21 protein-coding genes are annotated in these 20,752 nt (G+C 51.6%); 4 read left to right on the forward strand and 17 right to left on the reverse strand.

Going from position 1 to position 20,752, the window contains the following annotated elements; genetic code table 11:
• Positions 1-225 precede the first annotated feature (225 nt).
• From QW71_RS26135 to QW71_RS26155, 5 genes are read right to left on the reverse strand one after another with little or no spacing between them, the layout of a single operon-like run.
• A complete protein-coding gene (locus QW71_RS26135; protein WP_039306164.1) occupies positions 226-996 on the reverse strand; it encodes an ABC transporter permease in 771 nt (256 codons plus the stop codon).
• Position 997: 1 nt separating this feature from the next.
• Positions 998-1,756: an ABC transporter ATP-binding protein gene (locus tag QW71_RS26140; RefSeq protein ID WP_039306167.1), complete on the reverse strand. Its 759-nt coding sequence runs from the start codon at positions 1,754-1,756 to the stop codon at positions 998-1,000.
• Between the two features lie 15 nt (positions 1,757-1,771).
• A complete protein-coding gene (locus QW71_RS26145) occupies positions 1,772-2,122 on the reverse strand; it encodes a DUF1048 domain-containing protein (protein WP_039306170.1) in 351 nt (116 codons plus the stop codon).
• A gap of 9 nt (positions 2,123-2,131) precedes the next feature.
• The gene (locus QW71_RS26150; RefSeq protein WP_039306173.1) at positions 2,132-2,479 is read right to left on the reverse strand and encodes a DUF1048 domain-containing protein; all 348 of its coding nucleotides are present in this window, start codon (positions 2,477-2,479) and stop codon (positions 2,132-2,134) included.
• Positions 2,476-2,784 (reverse strand): PadR family transcriptional regulator, encoded by a 309-nt coding sequence (locus QW71_RS26155; protein WP_306766067.1) that lies wholly within the window; start codon positions 2,782-2,784, stop codon positions 2,476-2,478. Before QW71_RS26155 ends, QW71_RS26150 begins: the two co-directional genes overlap by 4 nt.
• Before the next feature lie 214 nt (positions 2,785-2,998).
• Here QW71_RS26155 and QW71_RS26160 point away from each other — a divergent pair, with 214 nt between their 5' ends.
• Positions 2,999-3,550: a dihydrofolate reductase family protein gene (locus QW71_RS26160; protein ID WP_039306178.1), complete on the forward strand. Its 552-nt coding sequence runs from the start codon at positions 2,999-3,001 to the stop codon at positions 3,548-3,550.
• Between the two features lie 146 nt (positions 3,551-3,696).
• On the opposite strand, the gene QW71_RS26165 is transcribed toward QW71_RS26160, so the two are convergent.
• Positions 3,697-4,782, reverse strand: coding sequence for a diguanylate cyclase (locus QW71_RS26165; RefSeq protein ID WP_039306180.1), 1,086 nt, complete (start codon positions 4,780-4,782; stop codon positions 3,697-3,699).
• Between the two features lie 222 nt (positions 4,783-5,004).
• Between QW71_RS26165 and QW71_RS42275 the strand changes: the two genes are divergently transcribed.
• Complete coding sequence (locus tag QW71_RS42275; RefSeq protein ID WP_039306183.1) at positions 5,005-5,670, forward strand: excalibur calcium-binding domain-containing protein; 666 nt, start codon at positions 5,005-5,007, stop codon at positions 5,668-5,670.
• A gap of 74 nt (positions 5,671-5,744) precedes the next feature.
• On the opposite strand, the gene QW71_RS26175 is transcribed toward QW71_RS42275, so the two are convergent.
• From QW71_RS26175 to QW71_RS26205, 7 genes are read right to left on the reverse strand one after another with little or no spacing between them, the layout of a single operon-like run.
• Positions 5,745-6,908, reverse strand: a complete 1,164-nt coding sequence (locus tag QW71_RS26175) for an acyltransferase (RefSeq protein ID WP_235441554.1) — start codon at positions 6,906-6,908, stop codon at positions 5,745-5,747.
• 43 nt (positions 6,909-6,951) lie between these two features.
• Positions 6,952-7,572, reverse strand: a complete 621-nt coding sequence (locus QW71_RS26180) for a malonate decarboxylase holo-ACP synthase (protein WP_039306186.1) — start codon at positions 7,570-7,572, stop codon at positions 6,952-6,954.
• On the reverse strand, positions 7,566-9,239 hold the full coding sequence (mdcD, locus tag QW71_RS26185) for a biotin-independent malonate decarboxylase subunit beta (RefSeq protein WP_039306189.1): 1,674 nt from the start codon (positions 9,237-9,239) through the stop codon (positions 7,566-7,568). The genes QW71_RS26180 and mdcD overlap by 7 nt, the downstream gene beginning before the upstream one ends.
• Complete coding sequence (locus tag QW71_RS26190) at positions 9,229-9,528, reverse strand: malonate decarboxylase subunit delta (RefSeq protein ID WP_039306192.1); 300 nt, start codon at positions 9,526-9,528, stop codon at positions 9,229-9,231. The genes mdcD and QW71_RS26190 overlap by 11 nt, the downstream gene beginning before the upstream one ends.
• Positions 9,529-9,554: 26 nt before the next feature.
• A complete protein-coding gene (locus QW71_RS26195) occupies positions 9,555-10,379 on the reverse strand; it encodes a triphosphoribosyl-dephospho-CoA synthase (RefSeq protein ID WP_039306252.1) in 825 nt (274 codons plus the stop codon).
• Positions 10,380-10,383: 4 nt separating this feature from the next.
• Complete coding sequence (mdcA, locus tag QW71_RS26200) at positions 10,384-12,030, reverse strand: malonate decarboxylase subunit alpha (RefSeq protein WP_039306195.1); 1,647 nt, start codon at positions 12,028-12,030, stop codon at positions 10,384-10,386.
• Positions 12,023-12,922: an ACP S-malonyltransferase gene (locus QW71_RS26205; RefSeq protein WP_373604793.1), complete on the reverse strand. Its 900-nt coding sequence runs from the start codon at positions 12,920-12,922 to the stop codon at positions 12,023-12,025. Before QW71_RS26205 ends, mdcA begins: the two co-directional genes overlap by 8 nt.
• A gap of 154 nt (positions 12,923-13,076) precedes the next feature.
• Here QW71_RS26205 and QW71_RS26210 point away from each other — a divergent pair, with 154 nt between their 5' ends.
• Positions 13,077-13,955 carry a LysR family transcriptional regulator gene (locus QW71_RS26210; protein WP_039306198.1) on the forward strand — a complete coding sequence of 293 codons (879 nt, stop codon included), beginning with the start codon at positions 13,077-13,079 and terminating at the stop codon, positions 13,953-13,955.
• 82 nt (positions 13,956-14,037) lie between these two features.
• On the opposite strand, the gene hflC is transcribed toward QW71_RS26210, so the two are convergent.
• The 4 genes from hflC to sbnA form a co-directional block, all read right to left on the reverse strand.
• Entirely contained in the window at positions 14,038-14,904 is an 867-nt protein-coding gene (hflC, locus tag QW71_RS26215; RefSeq protein WP_047013985.1) for a protease modulator HflC, read from the reverse strand.
• Positions 14,901-15,923, reverse strand: coding sequence for an FtsH protease activity modulator HflK (gene hflK / locus QW71_RS26220; protein ID WP_083442733.1), 1,023 nt, complete (start codon positions 15,921-15,923; stop codon positions 14,901-14,903). Before hflK ends, hflC begins: the two co-directional genes overlap by 4 nt.
• Positions 15,924-16,421: 498 nt before the next feature.
• The gene (locus tag QW71_RS26225; RefSeq protein ID WP_039306201.1) at positions 16,422-17,387 is read right to left on the reverse strand and encodes an ornithine cyclodeaminase; all 966 of its coding nucleotides are present in this window, start codon (positions 17,385-17,387) and stop codon (positions 16,422-16,424) included.
• Positions 17,388-17,407: 20 nt separating this feature from the next.
• A complete protein-coding gene (sbnA, locus tag QW71_RS42035; protein WP_306766066.1) occupies positions 17,408-19,681 on the reverse strand; it encodes a 2,3-diaminopropionate biosynthesis protein SbnA in 2,274 nt (757 codons plus the stop codon).
• 105 nt (positions 19,682-19,786) lie between these two features.
• On the opposite strand from sbnA, the gene QW71_RS26240 reads away from it, so the two are divergent.
• Positions 19,787-20,626, forward strand: coding sequence for a YheC/YheD family protein (locus tag QW71_RS26240; protein ID WP_039306204.1), 840 nt, complete (start codon positions 19,787-19,789; stop codon positions 20,624-20,626).
• Positions 20,627-20,752: the final 126 nt, after the last annotated feature.

Genomic DNA, 20,752 nt, shown 5'->3' on the forward strand with positions numbered 1-20,752 from the left:
TCAAAAAAACCGCTCCCAGCAAGGGTTTGGAATTATGAAATTGTCTCTTTCATACAACAATTCCGGATTTGGGGCGATATGTGAGGGGAAATGTTGTATTATGTGCAGGATTTCAACCATCTGCTGAAACGCTGAGACAATATCTAGGCCGCACGCAGAAATGGCACCTGTCCCGGAAGGTCCGGGGAGGCGCCATGCTTTTGATATCAGAAACCGGGCAGCCGTTCACGCCGCCTTTCGTTTATATACACGCATCGCAAACAGATATGCGGCAACCAGTATCCCCAGGCACCAGGCAAGTGCAGTCCAGATGTCATGTCCGGCAGGCTGCCCCGCCAGCAGGGCGCGGATAGTCTCCACAATGGAGGTTACCGGCTGGTTCTCGGCAAAAGCGCGGACAGCCCGCGGCATGGTTTCAGTCGGCACAAACGCAGAGCTGATGAAGGGAAGGAAGATTAGCGGGTAGGAAAAGGCGCCTGCGCCGTCCACCGATTTGGCGGACAGTCCGGCAATCGCCGCGATCCAAGTCAGGGCCAGCGTGAACAGCGCCAGTATACCAACCACGGCAAGCCATGCCAATACTCCTGCCGGAGAGCGGAAGCCCATAAGGAGTGCTACAAGAATGATGACGGCAACCGAAATCGCATTGGACACGAGTGAGGTCAGCACATGCCCCCAGAGCGCCGCCGAACGCGCAATCGGCATCGAGTGGAACCGTTCGAAGATGCCGCTCTGCATATCCATGAACAGCCGGTAGGCCGTATAGGAGATGCCACTGGCAATTGCGATCAGCAGGATGCCGGGCAGCAGGTAATTCACATAGTTGTCTGTACCGGTCTGAATGGCCCCGCCGAACACATAAACGAACAGCAGCAGCATGGCGATCGGAGTGATGGTGACTGTGATGATGGTATCCAGGCTGCGGATAATATGGCGCATGGAACGTCCAAGCATAACGCTCATATCACTGAGGAAGTGTCTCGCTGTCATTTCCATTTTACTTTCCCTCCCTTTTACCGGTGATGGCGAGGAATATCTCTTCTAATGTGGGTTGTTTCTCCACATACTCCACCTTGTCAGGCGGAAACAGCTTCTTCAGCTCCGTGAGTGTGCCGCTCGCAATGATCCTGCCCTCATGCAGGATGGCGATTTGATCGGCCAGCTGCTCGGCTTCCTCCAAATACTGCGTGGTCAGGAATACGGTTGTGCCCTTAGCAGCAAGCTCTTTGACCGTCTTCCAGACTTCGCCCCGCCCTTCGGGGTCAAGTCCGGTGGTAGGCTCGTCGAGAAAGATAAGCTGCGGCTCTCCCACAAGGCTCATGGCGATGTCCAGTCTCCGGCGCATACCGCCCGAATAAGCAGACACCCTGCGGCTCCCGGCTTCGGTCAGGCCGAACCGCTTCAATAGTTCATCCGCTATCTGATACGGATGGTTCAGGTGACGGAGTCTGGCGATCATGATCAGGTTCTCACGCCCGGTCAATATCTCGTCCACGGCGGCAAACTGTCCGGTCAGGCTGATCGACTGGCGTACATGATCAGGCTTCGATGCTACATCAAAGCCGTTTACGGTGGCACTTCCCCCGTCCTGTTTCAGCAGGGTAGTGAGGGTTCTGACAATCGTTGTCTTACCCGCACCGTTGGAACCGAGCAGCGCGTAAATTTCGCCGCGCCGCACCTCGAAATCGACGCCTTTCAGAACTTCTATATTATTGAAGGATTTTCGCAAACCTTTTACTTCTATTGCATTGCCCATTTCTGTTTCCCCCTTTCACTTTGTTTTATCCGTCACCTTTTTCATGGCCTTGGCTTCTTCCTGGTCTACAGATTCCTGATAGAGGTCAGCGTAGGTTTTGGAATCTTTGATGAGATCGTCACAGAACGCCGCTACATCACTGCCCGTCACTTCGAGCACCCCTTTTCCCAGGGCAGCACCCTCTGCAAAAAGATCGACAATCCCCGAAAGCAAACCATTTCCCTCTGTCAGCTCTACAGGACCGACCTTAAACAGATATTTTTGCAGCTCTTTATATACAATCTGGTAATCCTGCGGCAGTGCTTTGACACGCGCAACATGCGCCCGCCACTCTTTTTTGCCCTCGATCATATCCCGTATTTTCATAATATCCTCCTACTTCCCTAATTTTTTGGCAATATTATCGTTAAGCTGCTTGCGCCATTTGTCGCGGTAAGTCTTTGCTCCTTCTTCACCAGCCAGCGCTGAACAGAAGCCTTTGATATCGTCACCTAATACCTCGCCGGCATTCTGGCCGTCCGCCGCCGTTTCTTCCAGCAGGCCAAGCACACCGTCAAGAATGGGCATGAGGTTACGGCCGGTGAAATCAGAGTGCGGCCAAAGCTCGGCTTTAATTTTTTCCCAGGCCGCCTGATAATCAGCCGGGAGCTTTTTTACCCGCAGCTCAAAAGCCTGGAATTCTTTGGTCATGTCTCTGCCGGTGATTTTTTCCCAAAAATTCATTGATTTCTCTCCTTTAACTCGTTCATTTTGGATGATACAAACTCCCATTTCCCCCAAAACTTATGCAGCTCCTCACGCCCCGCATCATTCAGCGCAAAGAATTTTCGCGGCGGTCCCATATCCGAAGGTTTCTTAGAGGTATCTACCAGCTTGCTTTTCTCAAGCCGGATCAGGATGGTGTACACCGTTCCCTCTACAACATCGGTGAAGCCGAGGGCATTCAGCTGCCTTGTGATTTCGTAACCGTAGGTTTCGTTGCGGCTTATAATTTCGAGGACACAGCCCTCAAGTACGCCCTTGAGCATTTCTGTCAGATTATCCAGCACAATTCCTCCTCACTACTCTGTATGACTGGTATTCAGTATTACTTACTACCACTACATAGTAACACGTAGTAGTGGATTGTCAATAGCTGTTATTCTGATAATTAAGCTAAAGGGCGGGTTTGTTTAATCCACCCTCCTCCGTTAAACTAAGGTTGTATCCGGCAGGCTAAAAAGGAACATAAGGAGGCTGCATATGGGGCGTGTAATCCTGCAGATGAATGTGACACTGGACGGTTGCTGTGACCACACGCAGGTGATAGCGGATGAGGAGCTCCACCAGTATACGGTGGACTTGATGGACCAGGCCGATGGCCTGCTTATGGGACGTAAAATCTACCAGCTGATGGAAAGCGCTTGGCCAGCCATTGCTATTAGCGGTGAAGGACCACAATTTATGGTCGACTTTGCACATAAGCTCGACCGGAAACCCAAGTATGTCTTCTCGCGGACGCTGGATCACTTGTCGTGGCAGAACTCTTTTTTGCTAACGGGGACAGTATCAGAGGAAGTGCAGCAGCTTACTGCAGAAGGAAAGAGCCTGGTCGTTAACGGCGGTCCCGGCCTCGGCTCTACTCTGGCAGGACTAGGCTTGATAGATGAATATCACTTCCTGATTCAGCCAATCGTTGCCGGACGTGGTCCCCAATTGTTAGGGGGAGTCCGTGACCGGCTGGATCTGAAGCTGAGCGGGACCACAACCTTCGGCTCCGGCGTCGTGGTGCTCCGCTATATGCCCGTCCGTTAACCGTCTGACTGACCACCTAGGCTTTAGCACGGCATATATTTATGTCTAATGGCAAACGTTAGCACAAAAACAGCGATAGTCCGGGATTTATTTCGCCCGCGGCTACCGCTGTTTTTATAATTGGACCCGCTGTTATCCTGCAAAGTTTATGTAAGCTGCGGTTCAGCATAGCAAACCTGGTTTCTGCCTTTTCCTTTAGCCTCATATAAAGCTTCGTCGGCTTTCTCCAGCATTTCTGCCGGGGCAGATTCCGGAAAAGAAGAAACCCCTACAGAAATCGTAATCCTTAGCTGGGACTGGTCAGGAAGTACAAAGATGCTGTCTTGAACCGAGGAACGCAGCTTCTCGGCAACCGTCATGCCCTTATCCGCCGTACACCGCAGAAGCAGAACCGCGAACTCTTCCCCACCTTTGCGCGCACAATAATCGCGTATACGGATACCGGACTGGAGAATATCAGCGAGTTTGGACAGGACCACACCTCCGGCCGCATGACCGTATGTATCATTAACAACCTTGAAATGATCGATATCTATTAACAGCAGAGAGAACGTTTCATTCTGGAGCGCGCTTATTTCCGCCGTTTTTTTGAAAATCAGATTAAAGGACCGGGGATTATGGAGTCCCGTAAGGAAATCCCGCTCTGCCGCCTCTTTAAACATTTCTAATGCGTCATGGGATTTCTCCAGGTGGTTAATGAGCAGATAATTAAACAGGCATGCCATGAAACAGATCATGTCAAATAGAAGAATCGTGCCTATGTTAGTCCAGCCTACCAGCGGAAGCAGTATACAGGTGGAGAGTATGACCATCCCGCAAGCTGCAACCAGCCACCGGTAAAAAGCGGGGATTTTAAGCGAAAAAGCAAAAACGCCCACCAGAAAAGTAATCGCGATATTAACAACACCTAATAGGGTCGCTTCATTAATTTCACCAAGGAAAAAAAGCCGGAACAAAGCAATTAAACTTGTCGAAATCATCCCGGTAACAGGCCCGCCAAGATATGTGGATGCCAGAATCGAGACTTGCCGGAAGTCTATAATGGTGCCATCGCCTAAAGGAAAAGCAAAATACAGCTGAACAATGCCAAACAGTCCAAACCCGATTCCATATAAAGCATGTAATTGAAGCCTGGAGAACGCCCGCTTTCCTTTTAAGAGAGCCAATATCATATCCCCGAAAAAGATAAACGTAGTAAGCAATGAAAAATTGATGAGCAAATTAACAAGCATAACATACTCCTTACAAAATAAGTGATATCCCCTTTGATTCTATAATGAGGGATAGTTGAAGACACCCCATCAGTATAGCATGGACATTCGTGTAATTCTCTATCAAAATAACCCCCCAAATCGTTTGCATTTTTGTCGAAAGGTGGAGTCGTTTTATATAGAAAAAACTTCCTTTAATTGCTAAACTAATTGGAGTCAACCAATACATTAAAGGGGTTTATTATGTCACGTTCAAAAAAAGCTCTCATCATTAGTGCAATTGTTATTTTGTTTGAAATCCTCTTGCTATTATTCTTCCCTTTCCTTGTAGTAATCGCCTTCAATTTCCTTTTCCTTGCTCTCGCCGCCATCCCTGTCTGGTTATTCGGAATGATCTTCCCTCAGAAAGTGATCTGGTGGGGGAATGAGGATAACCGTAACCGGAAGAAGGTTACAAAGTACGCAGGTATTCAGCTGGTCATTTGTTTTATTATTGCAATCATCATTATCCCTGATACCCAAGACCCGGTTCTAAACACCGCTGCCCCCTTACCTTCATCCTCTCCTGCCGGGAAGAGTGTAAGTACAATTGCCCAGGCAACCCAAGAGCCGGGAGTTTCCAGAAATAAAATCGCCGCAGCTCAAACGCAGAAGCCTGAGGCTACACAGCAGCCCGCTCCTACAAAGAAACCTGCTCCAACTAAGAACCCCGTTGCAACTAAAAAACCCGTTAGCACAACAAAGCCCAAGGCCACCAAAAAACCTGCGGCCACTAAAGCGCCAGTTCAGGATGTATATTACAAGAATTGTGATGCTGTTCGGGCGGCAGGAGCTGATCCTATCCGCGCCGGAGACCCAGGATACTCGCGTAAACTGGATAAAGACGGTGACGGTGTAGGCTGTGAATAAAAATAGGCAATGACACTCAGCAGCATATCAAAGAGGCCATGCGCAAACCGCATGGGCCTTTCATATTTGAGTCTTTAATGTTCGGCTTGCACAGCCATTTCATTCTTCATAAATGTCCGTTTAATCAAGGAGTAGCCTTTCGCAAAGCCATACACGACGCAGAATGAACAGGCTACAGTTGTGAGATAAACCAGGACCAGCGCTACCAAGAACGGCAGCTGGTCAACTAAACCGCCGAACAGCTTCAACACGACGTACAGAATAAACACATTCGCTGTAAAGGCCCGGTACGCATACGTAGACAGCCATTTATAGAACGGAAGCGTGCGTGACTGCACAAGAAGCAGATGTCTGGCCAGCATATAGATGAGGGCGATGACCACCAGACTGTACAATGTCATGGATGGTTTCAGATAGATCAGATTGCCGAAGCTCATATCCTCAAATCCGAAGCTGAAGAACTCGCGATTGGTCCAGATGAGCAGCAGCAGCATGACGGGAATAAGAATGAACTGGATGCGGTGAAGAATCCCATCGAACTTATCCTTATAGACCCAGGCGATTCCGCCCAGCAGGCCATAAATAAAGTAGCTGACAAAGAAACGGTCCAGATAACGCAAGCTGGTAGCATACACACCGTGGAATACGTAGGTATCATACATCCACAGCCACGCGCCGAAGAACAGGAAGCTTACGACGAGCAGCGGGATCACCCGTGACGGCTTGGACAGGAACTTATAACAGGTATAGATCAGAACCGGCATCAGAACCTGGAATTGCAGCATCATAACCGTATACCAGTACTGAGATGAAGAGTTACCGACTACATAGGACTCAATCAGTGACCAGAAAGAGGTAGCATGACGGTTAACCTGAAGACTTGGAATGAAGATCAGACTGGCTGTTGCCCACAGGAAGTAGGGAATCACCAGCTCATAGAATTTCTCCTTGTAAAAATGGCCAGTCTTCGTATGCTGGTTCCCTTTCACCATTCCATACACAATAGCGAAAATAAACACTGGCGCGGTGTATTTCACAAGATTATAGATCACGGCCAGCAAGGCCAGATCAGAATTACCGTGGGCATGCTTCAGGAATATACCCAGCACACTCTGCAGGATTGCCCCGCTTACGGCAAATACCTTCAGAATATCGCTTTCGTTCATATTTAGTTTTGCACTCTCCGCTATTTCCTCCATAATTTGCACATAACCGTATGAGGATGGATCACCGCTCAACCGATTGTACTTCCTCCCTTTTTGCCTTTGATAAAAGCTTGATTCACCGCCAAGGGTTTCGGACTAACCTCGAGCCATGGATAGTCCGCAGTACCACCGAGTCTGTCAGACCGTTGACGAGTTCACGCAGGATATAAGCTCCCTCTTCAATCTCCCATTGAATATCAATCCGCGGACCGAGCTTATCCAGCTCACGCAGCAGAATTTCGGCCTGTCTGCGCCCGATCATTCCCGAACTGCCGATCACAAGATCGAGATCGCTAGTTTCCTTCAAGGAAGGATACCCTGTAACCATTTCAAAACCCGCACTGCCGGCCGGTCCCCAGTGCCATTCCTTCAGCAGCTCCGCGGCCTTATCCATGATTCTAAGGACGGGAAGCTCTTGTCTTTCAGCGGGCAAAGTCGTCCACAGCCGCTCCCTGGCAACCTCATACGGAGTAATACTCCGCCTGATTCCCTGCGGCGCAAGGCGGGCAGCAGCCCGCTGATTCCGCTCAGCTCCCCGGATTCCTACGGGAATACCGCCATCCTGGAGCTGCTCCGCCCGCCGGACGACAACAAAGGGGATGCGCCGCAGCGAGGCGGCAGTCCACTCTTGGTTCTCATCCATGCTGAGCCAGGATAGATCGGTGATTTCAATCAGATCATGCGTCCGGTTTACCACTGGTCCCGCAGTACCTGACGCACTTTAAGCGTTGCTGCGCGGCCGCCGGATAAAGCTTCCTCCGTCTGATAGCGGAAGCTGAGATCGCGGGGAGCGTCTATGGTGGACTCTATGGCTTCCAATATAGTCTGTTCAACTTTGGCAATATCAGCAGCCTGCGGTTCATCCGCCTCGATACCGGACAACAGTTTGTATAGTGGGCCCAGTGTGCTGTAGCTGTTCACGTCGTAGGCCATGGCCGGAACCTTCTTGCTGGCTTCTTCCAGCTCTTCAATTGTCCGCTTGGTGATCCGCGCTGCGGAAGCCTTGGACATCGCCTGGATATTGATCTCTTGATCATTCAGTGCGATCAGGCGGTTCGACTGAAGTCCGTGCGAGAGGAAAGCTCCAGAGATGGCATTGCCGACAATCACGCCAATGACGGGATGACCTTGCTGTCTTGCCGTTGCATAGGCATCGGTGCTTGCTGCAAGCGCCATACTGATGCCGACCATTTCTTCTTTATAGCCGTAAGCTTGGCTGGGTACATCAATGACGGCAATGATCGGGCGTTTGATCTCTTTGTCTTCGTCCTGCTTGATGACATCTCTTACGATTTGGGCAAGGGTCCAGCCTTCCAGCAAGCCGACTTCCCCTTTGCGGGCACGCTTGAAACGGCTGCCGGAATCAGGAACGACGGCAATCACTCTGGATAAATGTCCGTTCTTCTCCACATCGGCAGCAAGTACCGAAGGAACCTCACTGACCGGATGGGCAATCCCTGTCAATTTGGAGAACCAGCGGTAGCCTCTGCTGTCCGCAGCATCAGCCGGACCTGGCTGAGTTATTGGAACAGACTGCGGAGCAGCTGCCACCTGCTGATAGAAATCCCGGTAACGCTCAGGTGTCCATTCCGTATCCGTATCCAGTTGCTTCAGCAGGTTAAGATTGAAATCTACCTGCTCCGTTCTGGACGGCTTGGCCGGAGCTTCAAAAGCTGCAAACACCGCTTCGATGATTGCATCAGTTGAATCCTCTACTACCTTATCAACGAGGCCTGTAGCCAGACGCTGGTTCGCACCAATCGTATTCCAGATCAGCGCCTTGTCGCTGGCATCAAACTCCATCACGCCAGCTTCCTGCTCGATAACCTCAGGCCCATTCAGGCCGAGGCGGGCCTTCTTGGTAGCAATGATTGTCGTGAACAGCTCCGCTGTAATCGACATACCGCCGAAGGCTCCTACACGTCCGGGGATTAGCCCCACTACCGGAACAATCTTCCGCAGTGCTACAATTTGGCTGCAAATTTCCGAGATGGACAGCAGCCCGTAGTTCGCTTCCTGCAGCCGGACACCGCCGGTATCAAAAATCATCACCGGATACACGGTATTGCCTTTGTGATTCTCTTCCAGCGCCAGCTCCAGCGCACCGGCGATCTTAGCGCCGCTGACTTCCCCGATGCCCCCGCCCTGGAAAGCTCCCTCCATGGAGATGACCAGAACCTTCCGCCCCCGGATTTCCCCGAGCGCCAGCACAATACCGTCGTCACTCTGCGGAACGATGCCCTGCGGTTCAAGATGCGGGGACTGGATACCGTCCAGCGGGCCAAGCAACTCCCGGTAGGTACCGTGATCCAGTAGTGCCATGGCGCGTTCGCGTCCTTTTAACTCTACAAAACTATTCTGCATAATCCAGCACCTCCAATACCTGCGATAATCTGAGTGCAACTACCCCCGGAGTAGCTCCGAAGTCATGCACCGTAACCTTTGCGTGAATCGGATACCGTGTGAAGAACCGCTCCAGTACGTTGTTCCATACCTGGGAGAATCCGTCGCTTCCTGTAAGGACGCTGACTGTAGTGAATTCGCCCTCCGCTGGCTCCATAATAATCTCCAGGTCCCCTGATCCGACAACACCGATATGCGCCGGTTTCTCAATCGGCTTATTCGTTTTATATTGAAATTGCAGTTTCTCCATCTGCACGTACACCTCCAGATAAATTCTTATATTTCAAGAAACAATATAGCAGCAAGCAGATCTGCGCTGCCTCCAGGAGACAGACGTCTTGCAGTGCAGTACTCCGACAGCCGGTAAAATATCTTTCTGCCCGTCTGCGAGCTGAAGCCGCCTGCATGGAGGAAAGACGCGGACATCCCTTGGATAGCCGTCAGATCACTCCAGCTCCCACGGTGCAGGATGCAGGTATCTTCCACGGTCGACATCAGCGCCAGCAGTGCCTCGACACGCGCTTCATCCTCTGTCTTTCCGCTGGCTCTGGCCCGGAGTAACGCAGGCAAGGCAGCTTCCCTTATATGGGGGAATCCCAGTTGGGCTTCCTCAGCGGCACCGGTTACCTTGTATTTCCGCTTTACCGCCTGGCCGTTGGTTGACAAAAGCGGTGTGTAGCGGTCTTCAAAGGAAGCTATCTGACCCGCAATACTGAGGATACGGTACGGATCACATTCTTCCGGGCAGGCTGCGCGTGCACTGGTCAGCAGCCCGAGTGCCCAAATGGCCCCTTTGTGCGTATTCACACCACCAGTGGCCGCAAGCATCTGCTGCTCGCCCTCCCGGCCGATGGCAGCGATCGCTTCACGCAGGGACTGATTCACCGGATGCAGATATGAGATATCGGCGATGCGCCGAAACGTCCCTTCGAGTGCCCGGGCCGATGTGAGCATCAGTCCGATGGACATATCCGCGTGCGAGCCGCTGTCCCTGGCATCGACAAGTCCCGGCTTCGGTGTGAGCAGCGCCTCCTCTACCAGAGCCTGCACGGCCCCCGCGGCCAGCTCTGCCCCGAACGTTGTACTGGCTGCGGCTACCATAGGCTTAAGACCAGGTCCGGAATTTAGCCGGCGGCTGATACAAGCCATCCGACCAATCCACCAGATCATTAATCGTCTGCGCCGCAAGCAGAGAACGTTTGGCTTGTCTGCGCTGGATGCCGAGATCCTCCGGCAGCGCTACAATGCCTCTGCTGCGGAGCTCGGTCACATCCTGCTCACTGCTCTCCATACCGAGCGGTGTAACTCCGGCGACCGCTGCCAGCGCCTGCTTCCGTTCTTCCATGCTGTCTGTTTTGTACAGGTAGGCAATGCCTTCTTCGGTAACGACGTGCGTGACATCATCCCCATAGATCATTACCGGCGTAGTAGCCAGGCCGGATTCATCCTTCACCTTGATCGCATCCAGCGATTCCACGAAGACCGGCTTCTTGTTCGCACCGTAAGTCTCGATCATCTGCACAACAAGCTTTTGGCCTTTGGACAGCTCATGCGGTTTCTGAATCATATCCAGCCAAGCTGGAGTAGCATGACGGCGTCCGCGCGGATCATGCCCCATGTTCGGCGCTCCGCCGAAGCCGGACAAGCGGCCGGCAGTTACGGTCGAAGAGTTGCCGAGCGGGTCCATCTGCAGGGTTGAGCCGATGAACATGTCCACCGCGAACTGGCCGGCTACCTGGCCCATCGCCCGGTTGGAGCGCATGGTGCCGTCCTTGCCGACGAAGAATACGTCGGAGCGGGCCGAGATGTATTTCTCCATCCCCACTTCGCCGCCGAAGCTGTGAATGCTCTCCACCCAGCCGCTTTCAATAGCAGGGATCAGCGTCGGATGCGGGTTCAGCACCCAATGCTTGGCAATCTTACCCTTCAGGCCGAGCTGCTCTCCGTATGTCGGCAGCAGCAGCTCAATGGCCGCTGTATTGAATCCGATACCGTGGTTCAGTGACTGCACCTGATGTTTTCCGTAGATACCTTTGATCGCCATCATACCCATCAGGATTTGCAGCTCTGTAATGTTCTGCGGGTCACGGGTAAAGAGCGCTTCAAGCGCATATGGTTTGTCCGCCTGAACGATGACATCCACCCAGGATGCCGGAATATCCGTTCTTGGCAGCACATCAACGATTTCATTGACCTGCACAATCACAATGCCATCCTTGAAGGCGGCCGCTTCGACAATCGTTGGTGTTTCCTCCGTGTTGTAGCCGGTATACAGGTTGCCTTCGCGGTCAGCTTTGTCAGCCGCCACCAGGACCACATCCGGAATCAGATCGACGAACAGACGGCCAAATAATTCAAGATACGTATGAATATCGCCGAGCTTCAACGTTCCATCCTCAATCATTTGGGCAACCCGCAGACTCTGGGAGCCGCAATACGAGAAGTCCAGCTTGCCCGCAATCCCTTTCTCGAAGATATCCAAGTGCTCGGGTCTGGAGATACTGGACATAATCATGTGCAGATCATGAACCTTCGCGGGATCAACCTCCAGCAGCTTTTGGGACAGGAATGATGCCTGCTTTTGATTATCCCCTTCCAATACAACTCGCGCGCCCGGCTCAAGCAATGCCTCCATTAATTCAACAATCCGGGACGGATCGACGTATTTTCCATCCAGCCATTTCTGTACATTCGATAATTTTTCAAGCTTCTTGTCGCGTTTTTGTGACCAGGAACGTTGTACCTTATTCATTTTCCTGCCCCTTCCATTTTCTGATTAAATACTGAGCCGCTTCGGGTCCTACCTCGTCCACGGCAATCTGCCGGGTACCCGGGTGGGCCTGCTTCACTAGCCGGGATAATGTGTTGCCTGGAGGCATTTCCACGAAACAATCGGCCCCGGCTTCAACGCATATACTGGCCATATCCATCCACCGTACGGGGTGCGCCACATTCAGGGCCAGATCCTCGGCAATTTTCTCCTTGGCCCGGATCATTCGGCCTGTATGGTTAGACAAGTAAGGAATCTTGGCATCCTGAAGCGAAACTGTGGAGACTAATTTCAATAACTCCTGGGATATACTTAACATCAAGGGAGAGTGCGAAGGGATAGGGACCTTGAGCAACATGGTTTTGGCCGCTCCCAGTTGTTTGGCGTGCTGAAAAGCGAACTCTATTCCTTCCAAAGAACCCGAAACAGCGATCTGCTGCTCCGCATTCATATTGGAGAGATACACAGGTGCTTCTACGCTATGAGCCAGATCGACGGCTTGCTGAACTTCTTTCTTCGTAAGGCCGATAATGACGCCCATCCCATAGCCTCGGGTGTACGCTGTTTCCATCAGCTTAGCCCGCTGCCAGACGATCCGCAGCGCATCCTCGAACGGGAGAACCCCGGCAATTACCGCTGCCGGAAAAGCTCCTATCGAATGTCCCGCCACAAACTGCGGGGTGATGCCCGCTTCAATCAGCCCGTTCGCCGCTGCAATTTCCTTCACGAACAGCGCCGTCTGAATCCATACTGTTGAATTCAGCGCCTCTGCATCATCACGGATTTCTACCCCTAAGACATTTGTTGCCTTTTTCACATACTCAGGTATGTCATCTAGCATACCAGGGACCTGTGACCCCTGACCGGGGAACATAAATACAATATTCAGAATCACACCACCTTTAATCTTGTGCGGATTAGGGGCTCGTTACTTGTACAATTGTAAAGGCCGGACAATTCGCTGTAAAATACATAGATATGTATATTATTGATAACCTGCGGGTTATATATAGAGGAGATGGGCACCGATGGAGTTTCTGCAGCTCAAATATTTCCAGCTCACGGCAAAGCATGAGAATGTAACTAAGGCCGCAGGTGAGCTGTTTATCTCCCAACCGGCACTCAGCAAAATGATCCGGAATCTGGAGACTGAACTAGGGGTGCAGTTGTTTGACCGCGAGGGGAAGCATATTGTGTTGAATGCATACGGCAAGAAGTTTCTCAAACGGGTCGACCAGGCGATGTATACCCTGGAGCAGGGAGTTACTGAAGTGAAAGAAATGAAGCATGAGAAAATTGAGGTGATTACACTGTATATCGCCGTGGGCTCCATGCTGCTGCCAAGCATTGTCCGGCAATTCCGCGACCGCTATCCGCACATCCGCTTTAACCTGACCCAGCACCCGGCCCAGATTAAGAAGGGAATGGATTATGATTTCGCGATCACGTCTGAGAGAATCGAAGATAACGAGCAAATTGTGCTGTTAGAGGAAGAAATCCTGCTAGGGGTCCCCGCCGCTCACCCGCTTAGCGCTCTGAACACCGTGGCCTTGAAAGACCTGGAGCATGAGAAATTCATCAGCCTCACCACCGCAAACGCACTGCGCAGAACCACAGACCGCTTCTTCTCGAACATCCCATATGAACCGGATATCGTCTTTGAAAGTGATGATCCGGCTACAGTCAGAGGATTGATCCAATCCGGCCTCGGTATTTCCTTTATCCCTTCCGTGCTGTGGAACAGGGTAGTCTCCGATGATATCCGGCTCCTCCCGATAAGTGAGCCGCTATGCATGCGGACAATCTATTTGTCCTGGCCTGCCGGTAAGCAGTTTACGGATACGGAGAAGTCGTTCTTCGAGTTTATTTTGCAGCTATTTAGGGATATCAGTGCTTCAGGGCTGTAAGCGGAATGACCAATAAATGCAAAGCAGCAATTCTCCAGTAACGGGGAAATCGCTGCTCTGCTCACCAATAGATCAGATGAGGTTATTGCCCCATCAATATTTTGGCATATGGCGAATCAATCGGTATCATGATAACCGGCTCATTCTTCAGCGTAGTCACATAACTCTCCAGCGTACGATAGAAGCTATAGAACTCGGGAGACTTTCCATAGGCCTGGTTATAGATCCTGGCGGCTTCCCCTTCTCCTTCAGCGATGATTTTTTTAGAATCGGCTTCGGCCTGGGCCATCAGCTCTCTTGAGGAACGGTCGGCCTTGGAGGTTATTTTCTTGGATTCCTCGTCACCCTCGGACAGATAACGCGCGGCGATGGATTGGCGGTCCGATATCATCCGGTTGTATACACTTTGTTTGTTCTCCTCCGGCAGATCCGTACGTTTGATCCGTACATCAATCACTTCAATCCCGTAATTATCACGGGTTAAGGCGGCGATGACATCATTGGTGATCTCATCGTTAATATTGCCCCGTCCGGTGTCCTCACTGATAATATTCTCATAATTGACTTCCGACAGCTTGCGCCGCACGGAGTTATATACCGCTTCATCAATACGCTGAATCCCGCCGCCTACCGATTGTACTGTTCGCAGGAATTGCGAGGCATTGGTAATTCTCCAGACGGTGTAGTTATCAACCACAATCGGCTTCTGGTCCTTCGTCAGAATGCTGGTAGGTGAGCTTTCGTATGTCATCTGATACTTGGGGAGAGCTGAGACATTCTCGATAAAAGGGATTTTCAGCCTCAGTCCAGGCTCCTCAACAGTACGCATCGCTTCACCGAAGCGCAGGACCACCTTGTATTCGCCCTCCTTTACTACATACAAAGAGCCGGCAAGCAGAATAGCTAGCACAATAGTTGATATCAGTCCGATGATCTGGTTTCTTGTCACTCTGCATCTCCTCCTTGCGGCGTGGCCGAAGCTGCCGGGCTGACCGGAGTGCTTCGCATCAGCTCATTCAGCGGCAGATAATTCACAGTATCGCTATCCGAGTTGGTTATGAAGATCTTGGCGCTAGGTAATATAGTCTCCAATGTCTCCAGAATCAACCGGCTTTCGGTTACGCTCTTATTGTTGCTGTATTCGGCAAATATGGCGTTAAACTGAGCTACATCACCTTGCGCATTCAGGATACGTGATTTCTTCTCGCCTTCGGCGCTCTCGATCAGCGCCTGCGCTTCACCGCGTGCCTTAGGGATGATATCATTCTCATATTTCTTGGCGTTGTTAATCTTCGTGTTCTTCTCTTCACGGGCATTGGTAACCTCGCGGAAGGCTTCTTCTACCTGGCCGCTCGGCGGTTCAATATCCTGGAATTTGATATCAATGATCTGAATACCGGTGTTGTATTTCTTCTGCAGATCGACGAGCAGCACCCGGACCTTATCCTGAATAACCGTCTTTCCGTCTGTTATAGCATAATCCAGCTTCTCGGAACCAATGACCGCACGGATGGAGGAGCTGGCCGAGTTACGCAGAAATTTGTCCGGGTCATCAATGTTATACAGATAATTGCGGATATTGCTGATCTTCCACTGTACTACAGCATCGGCAGATACGATGTTCTCATCACCTGTAATCATCATCGCCTCATCTTCAACGGCTACAGCTCCATCAGCCTCCTGACGGTACCCGATATGTATCCGCTGGGTCAGTTCCGCAGGCACCGTTATCACTTCCTGTATTGGATAAGGCCATTTGAAATGAAGTCCTGCCGAGGACTCGTTGGTGTATTTGCCGAAGGTCAGGATAGCTGCACGTTCCTGCTCCTGCACGGTATAAAATGAAGATGCTCCAATATAAATCAACACAGCGGCAGCAGCTACCCCTATTCCAATCTTCTTATACATTCCCGGTTTCAGCTCGGGAAGCTTGCGTCCCGGGATCGGATTGTTCCCATCCCCATTCATGAAATTCAAGATGCATCGCTCCTTTTTACGTATTTAAGTCTATATAGAGATACATATACGTAAATAAAACAAAAAAGTCGCAAATTTCGCAACTTTGTTCAATCATGTTGGATTTTACTTCGTTTTTCTCATTCGCAGTAAGAATAGCGCCGGATATCGGCATGAAAAATTTCTTTCACATAAGAAACTGCACACAGAACTAACGGGATCGCGATCATATTCACAGGCAGCACATAACGGATCCATATTCCGTGCTTCTGCGGAAATGCTCCAGCAGCGGCTGCAGCACAAATTCATCCACGGCATGCGTATCGCACATCCCGTCCACATAGATCAGTGTTGCCCGGTTGGTCCCGTCAATGCTTCAATTCCGGTACATAATATCAGAGCAGCCCAGAAACTCCAGCTCCATCCGTTCTACGTTGAATGCAAGATCCGGATACAACCTCTCTGGCACATTATGCTGTTTGGCTGTTTGTTGTTGTTGGCATTCACCGTTTAAGCCAGCTCAGTCCCGATCCCCATTTCTTTCGCCTTTTTAACATAATGCACCGCCACAGCGATATCAATAACAGCCATGCCCATCGGACAGAAGAGGATTGGATCATCGGCAGCGAATGTACTGAGGCTGCGGCGGCAGACGACATCGGCAAGCGTCTGTGTTCCGGAACGGGTCAGCCCCTGTTCCAGGTGAAGCTGCTCGATATCCGTATTCTCCCGGCATACTTCCTCCCAGTCGTCGACGATGATCGCTTTCAGTGAAGCCAGCGCCTCCGGCTTGTAATCACGCAGTGAAACATTCAGCAGCAGCATGCCTTTGGCGGGGGGAATATCAATATACCGGTGATCGGACACTGTACAGGTGATAAGAATATTAGAATGCAAGTAGACATCCGCCCACGTCTCTGCCACTTCCATCCGCTTCATGTATAGAGATGGAATTCCTGACAAGTCTGCTCCCCGTATATCGTAGATACGGATCCGTTCAATCCGGTCTCCGAACAGAGCCATAGCCATCTGACAATGATATTGCCCGATAGGCCCCCAGCCGATAATGCCAAGCTGAATCCGCTCCATTGAACGGCTCTGCAGCACATGACGGATCATCAGCCCGCTGACAGAAGCCGTTCTGACGATACTGGGAAGCGGCGAGTTCAGAATAGCTGAGGGCTGGCCCGTACCCTGGTCATTTAATACGATGATACTATGCGCACGAGGGAGACCCGATCTGATATTGTCAGGGAAGCTGGAAATCCATTTGATCCCGGCTGTATTGACATTCCCCCCGGCATAAGCCGGCATGGCAATGATCCGGTTACGGGGATTCTTGTACCTCAGGTAGGGCTTTACCGGCTGCACATAATCACCGGAATGGATGAGGTGCACCGCTGCTTCTGCTGATTCTGCAAGAGCAGCCCAATTCAGGCCCACTGTCCGCAGATCCTGGTCATTTAAGTACAGCAACCTGTCTCCTCCTTATGCGGTCAAGTTAGGAACTTTTCATCTGCTGGCGGCAACTGTTGTCCGAACTGGCTCTGAACCCAGGAATCCGAGAATACCGTATCGAGATAACGTTCACCCTTATCATGCAGAATAGCGGCGCAGACAGCTCCGGGAGGGAGCACCTGCTTCATCTGCCGGATGGCCGCGAGAACTGCCCCGGAGGACGCTCCGGCCAGAACCGATTCCTTCCGCGCAAGCGCCCGGCAGCCCTGAACCATATCGGAATCGGTAACATGCACAATATGGTCAATCAGATCTGTTCTGCAAAAAGGCGGCACAATGCCGGCACCAAGGCCGGGGAACCGCCGTTTCTCCTGATTGCCGCCAAAAATTGCGCTGCCCGCTGCATCAACAGCCACAATCTGGGTCTGCAGCCCGTTGTTCTTCACGTATTCTGCAAGCCCGCGGATCGTCCCGCATGTACTGACAGCGCAGAACAGATAATCCACCTGTCCAAGCTCAGCCACGATCTCTTTCATGGTTGTATGATAATGGGACAGATAATTATTGGGGTTCGCATACTGGTTCGGCCAGTAGCTGCCCGGTACCTCCGCGAGCAGCTGCTGCACTCGCTTCAGTCTGGCCGGCAGAAATTCCCCTGTTTCGGGATCGGGACAGGCAACATAATCGATGGTTGCGTCCAGGGCCTTCAGAATCTGAAGATTCACCTCTGTCGTCCTGGAATCCACAACGCTGATGAAGCTCATCCCCAGATTGTTGCAGATCATAGCCAGGCTGATCGCCATATTTCCCGAACTTGATTCAATGATGACTGTACCCGGCCCGATGAGCCCTTCCTTCCAAGCCTCCCGGATCATCCACAGTGCCGGACGGTCTTTCGCGCTTCCTCCCGGGTTCATCAGCTCCATCTTCGCGTAGACGCTGAACCCGCTTCGCGGAAACAGATGGTCCAGCCTGATCAATGGCGTCTTGCCGATGGCCGACAAGATACCGGTGTCCAGGTTCAGCTCTGCCCTGTCATTGACTCCATCCTTCTGATAATACAGCTTCTTGTTCTTCACCTGTCCGGTCTGGAGCTTCCCGTCCTCTGCTGCCAGAATGACCTCAATATCGTCAAGCAGATGATTGCGGATCATCAGACCGATTTCCGGAATGCATTCCCTGATTTCTTCCCTGATCGCCGGAACTGCGGATGGAACCGCAGATCTGCTCTGGATATACACAGTTAATGCATTATTGCTGACCTGGACCCGGATCATTGCATCCTGGAGATGACGGTAGACCACCTGTTCAATATCGTAGATGCTGATCTTCTCCCCGTGCTTCAGCTCGCGGCCCACCCGTTTGACGATGGACCCGAAGCTCTGCTTCTCCGCCCCGTCTATCTTCACTGTCCTGAAATCCCTTACGACATCATAGGTAACAAAACGGATGGCGGGCAGCAGCCTGCGGACAGTTGAGGTAAGCACCAGGATGCCTTCGCCAACTCCCAGAGGGTCCAGCCCTTCCCCTAATGCCTCAGTTCCGATGGCTTCCGCAACAATTCCGTCAGCAAAGATATACCGGCCCAGATCATGCGAATAGTACGCGATTGTTCCCATTTCAATAGACCCGTACGTATCGGTAATGTCCTGCGGCTCAAGGCCGAACAGCCGGGCCATATTCCGCTGCCACTCCACTGTAGCGATCTCACCGACCAGAATGATCTTGCGGATTCCGAGCGAACGCGGATCTTCAGCAGCATATACGATATGGTCCAGGATAGATGGCATCGTATACAGCAGGTCGGGCTTAAATGCCTGAATCCGCTCGATATGCTGCTCTATCGGCAGCTCGAAGGGGATTGAGCTGTTGACAAGTCCCAGCCGTTCGAAAATGGCCAGCGCCGTATTCGCAGCATGTCCGGTTCCCATATCGGCCAGCGCCCTTGTACATCCGCTTCCTGCAATCAACTCACCGAACAGCTTTGTTTTGATATTGATATAATGGGCGTCATCTTCTTCTGAGTAGACTATAGCCTTACGCCGGCCTGTACTTGTACCCGATGTCCGGTATACAGCGAGTGAAGCATCGGGTGAGCTGCTATAATAATGGGTTTCAAGAATGTCCGCGGTCATCAGGGGAAGATTCTGCAGACTGTAATTCATGGTCTCACTGCTAATGAGCCCCTTGTACCAGGGGAACTGCCCGATGACTTCAAGTACTTTATCCCGCCAATTGTCCATCAGCATCATGGATGCCTCCTGCTCCGGCTGCATGCCGCAGCCTCTTGGATTCACACCTTCAATAATCATATGTAGCAATCTCCCGGTGTGTTCTGCCCATCACGTCTGCCCAATCAAAAGCCCGCTCTCTGCCGTACTATGGCCTATAAGAAGCTTACCGGACGGAGGGTTACGATGAAGAAGCAGATCAGCCGTATTTCCAATAAACTGACGAAGACAAGAGTACTGGCGGAGAAGCCGGAATTAAAGAGGCATATCCCGGACACACGAAGAATGAGCCGGAGTGTTCTGCATGCAATGCTGCAGAAATACCAGATGGTATATATTAAGCCCTGCTGCGGCTCACTGGGCGAGGGGGTTATCCGGGTTGAACAGAGGACACCTACAAGCCGGGGCAGCTCTGGCGGGAGAGATTCTGTCGTGACGCAAAAATGCACCTACCGCTATCAGGCAGGTACACGGGTGAGCACATTCAGTGATTATGACAAGGCATATCAAGCAATCATGGAGGAGACCGGAGGGAAATCCTATTTAGTACAGAAAGGTATCCGTCTTCTGACATACGGCGGGCGGCCGTTTGATATCCGCGTAATGGTGCAGCGCAATCTTCAGGGAAGGTGGGAAGCTACAGGAGCGGCAGGACGCGTCGCGCATCCGCAGAAGGTGGTTACGAATGGAAGTCAGGGCGGGACCATATATCCGGTCGAGGAACTGCTTGGCGTTCACACCAGCGTGAAGAAGCACAGCGCTCTGATCACGCAAATGAACGAACTTGGCGTGAAGTCTGCCATTCAGCTAAGCTCTGCCTATCCGGCGCTGAATGAAATCGGCGTGGATTTCGCCTTAGACCGGCGGCTTATCCCATGGATTCTGGAAGTGAACACCGCCCCCGATCCCTGCCCGTTCACCAAACTGAAGGACACCCGTATGCTTGACCAAATGATCAGATACGCCAAAGCCTACGGCCGCACCTATAATCTGAAGTGCATGAAGGCAAAACGCGGGATTGTGTGAAGTGCATGGAGACTAGTTGGACGCTGTCACGCATGACCGTAAATACCGCTAATGCAGAAGTGATCCTGTGGATAATGACCCGCAATATCGGCATCGCCGGTCTAAGATTGATTATTTGGTGAAATG

This window comes from Paenibacillus sp. IHB B 3415 (genome assembly GCF_000802655.2).
GTDB classification, from domain to species: domain Bacteria; phylum Bacillota; class Bacilli; order Paenibacillales; family Paenibacillaceae; genus Paenibacillus_AQ; species Paenibacillus_AQ phytohabitans.

Coding starts and splice junctions, on each gene's coding strand:
- QW71_RS26190 (WP_039306192.1), bottom strand. CDS start 9,528: ATGGAGAAACTGCAATTTCAATATAAAACGAATAAGCCGATTGAGAAA.
- QW71_RS26150 (WP_039306173.1), bottom strand. CDS start 2,479: ATGAATTTTTGGGAAAAAATCACCGGCAGAGACATGACCAAAGAATTC.
- QW71_RS26240 (WP_039306204.1), top strand. CDS start 19,787: ATGAAGAAGCAGATCAGCCGTATTTCCAATAAACTGACGAAGACAAGA.
- hflK (WP_083442733.1), bottom strand. CDS start 15,923: ATGAATGGGGATGGGAACAATCCGATCCCGGGACGCAAGCTTCCCGAG.
- QW71_RS26205 (WP_373604793.1), bottom strand. CDS start 12,922: ATGTTCCCCGGTCAGGGGTCACAGGTCCCTGGTATGCTAGATGACATA.
- mdcA (WP_039306195.1), bottom strand. CDS start 12,030: ATGAATAAGGTACAACGTTCCTGGTCACAAAAACGCGACAAGAAGCTT.
- QW71_RS26210 (WP_039306198.1), top strand. CDS start 13,077: ATGGAGTTTCTGCAGCTCAAATATTTCCAGCTCACGGCAAAGCATGAG.
- sbnA (WP_306766066.1), bottom strand. CDS start 19,681: ATGATTATTGAAGGTGTGAATCCAAGAGGCTGCGGCATGCAGCCGGAG.
- QW71_RS26160 (WP_039306178.1), top strand. CDS start 2,999: ATGGGGCGTGTAATCCTGCAGATGAATGTGACACTGGACGGTTGCTGT.
- QW71_RS26145 (WP_039306170.1), bottom strand. CDS start 2,122: ATGAAAATACGGGATATGATCGAGGGCAAAAAAGAGTGGCGGGCGCAT.
- QW71_RS42275 (WP_039306183.1), top strand. CDS start 5,005: ATGTCACGTTCAAAAAAAGCTCTCATCATTAGTGCAATTGTTATTTTG.
- QW71_RS26155 (WP_306766067.1), bottom strand. CDS start 2,784: ATGCTCAAGGGCGTACTTGAGGGCTGTGTCCTCGAAATTATAAGCCGC.
- QW71_RS26140 (WP_039306167.1), bottom strand. CDS start 1,756: ATGGGCAATGCAATAGAAGTAAAAGGTTTGCGAAAATCCTTCAATAAT.
- QW71_RS26135 (WP_039306164.1), bottom strand. CDS start 996: ATGGAAATGACAGCGAGACACTTCCTCAGTGATATGAGCGTTATGCTT.
- QW71_RS26195 (WP_039306252.1), bottom strand. CDS start 10,379: ATGGTAGCCGCAGCCAGTACAACGTTCGGGGCAGAGCTGGCCGCGGGG.
- mdcD (WP_039306189.1), bottom strand. CDS start 9,239: ATGCAGAATAGTTTTGTAGAGTTAAAAGGACGCGAACGCGCCATGGCA.
- QW71_RS26165 (WP_039306180.1), bottom strand. CDS start 4,782: ATGCTTGTTAATTTGCTCATCAATTTTTCATTGCTTACTACGTTTATC.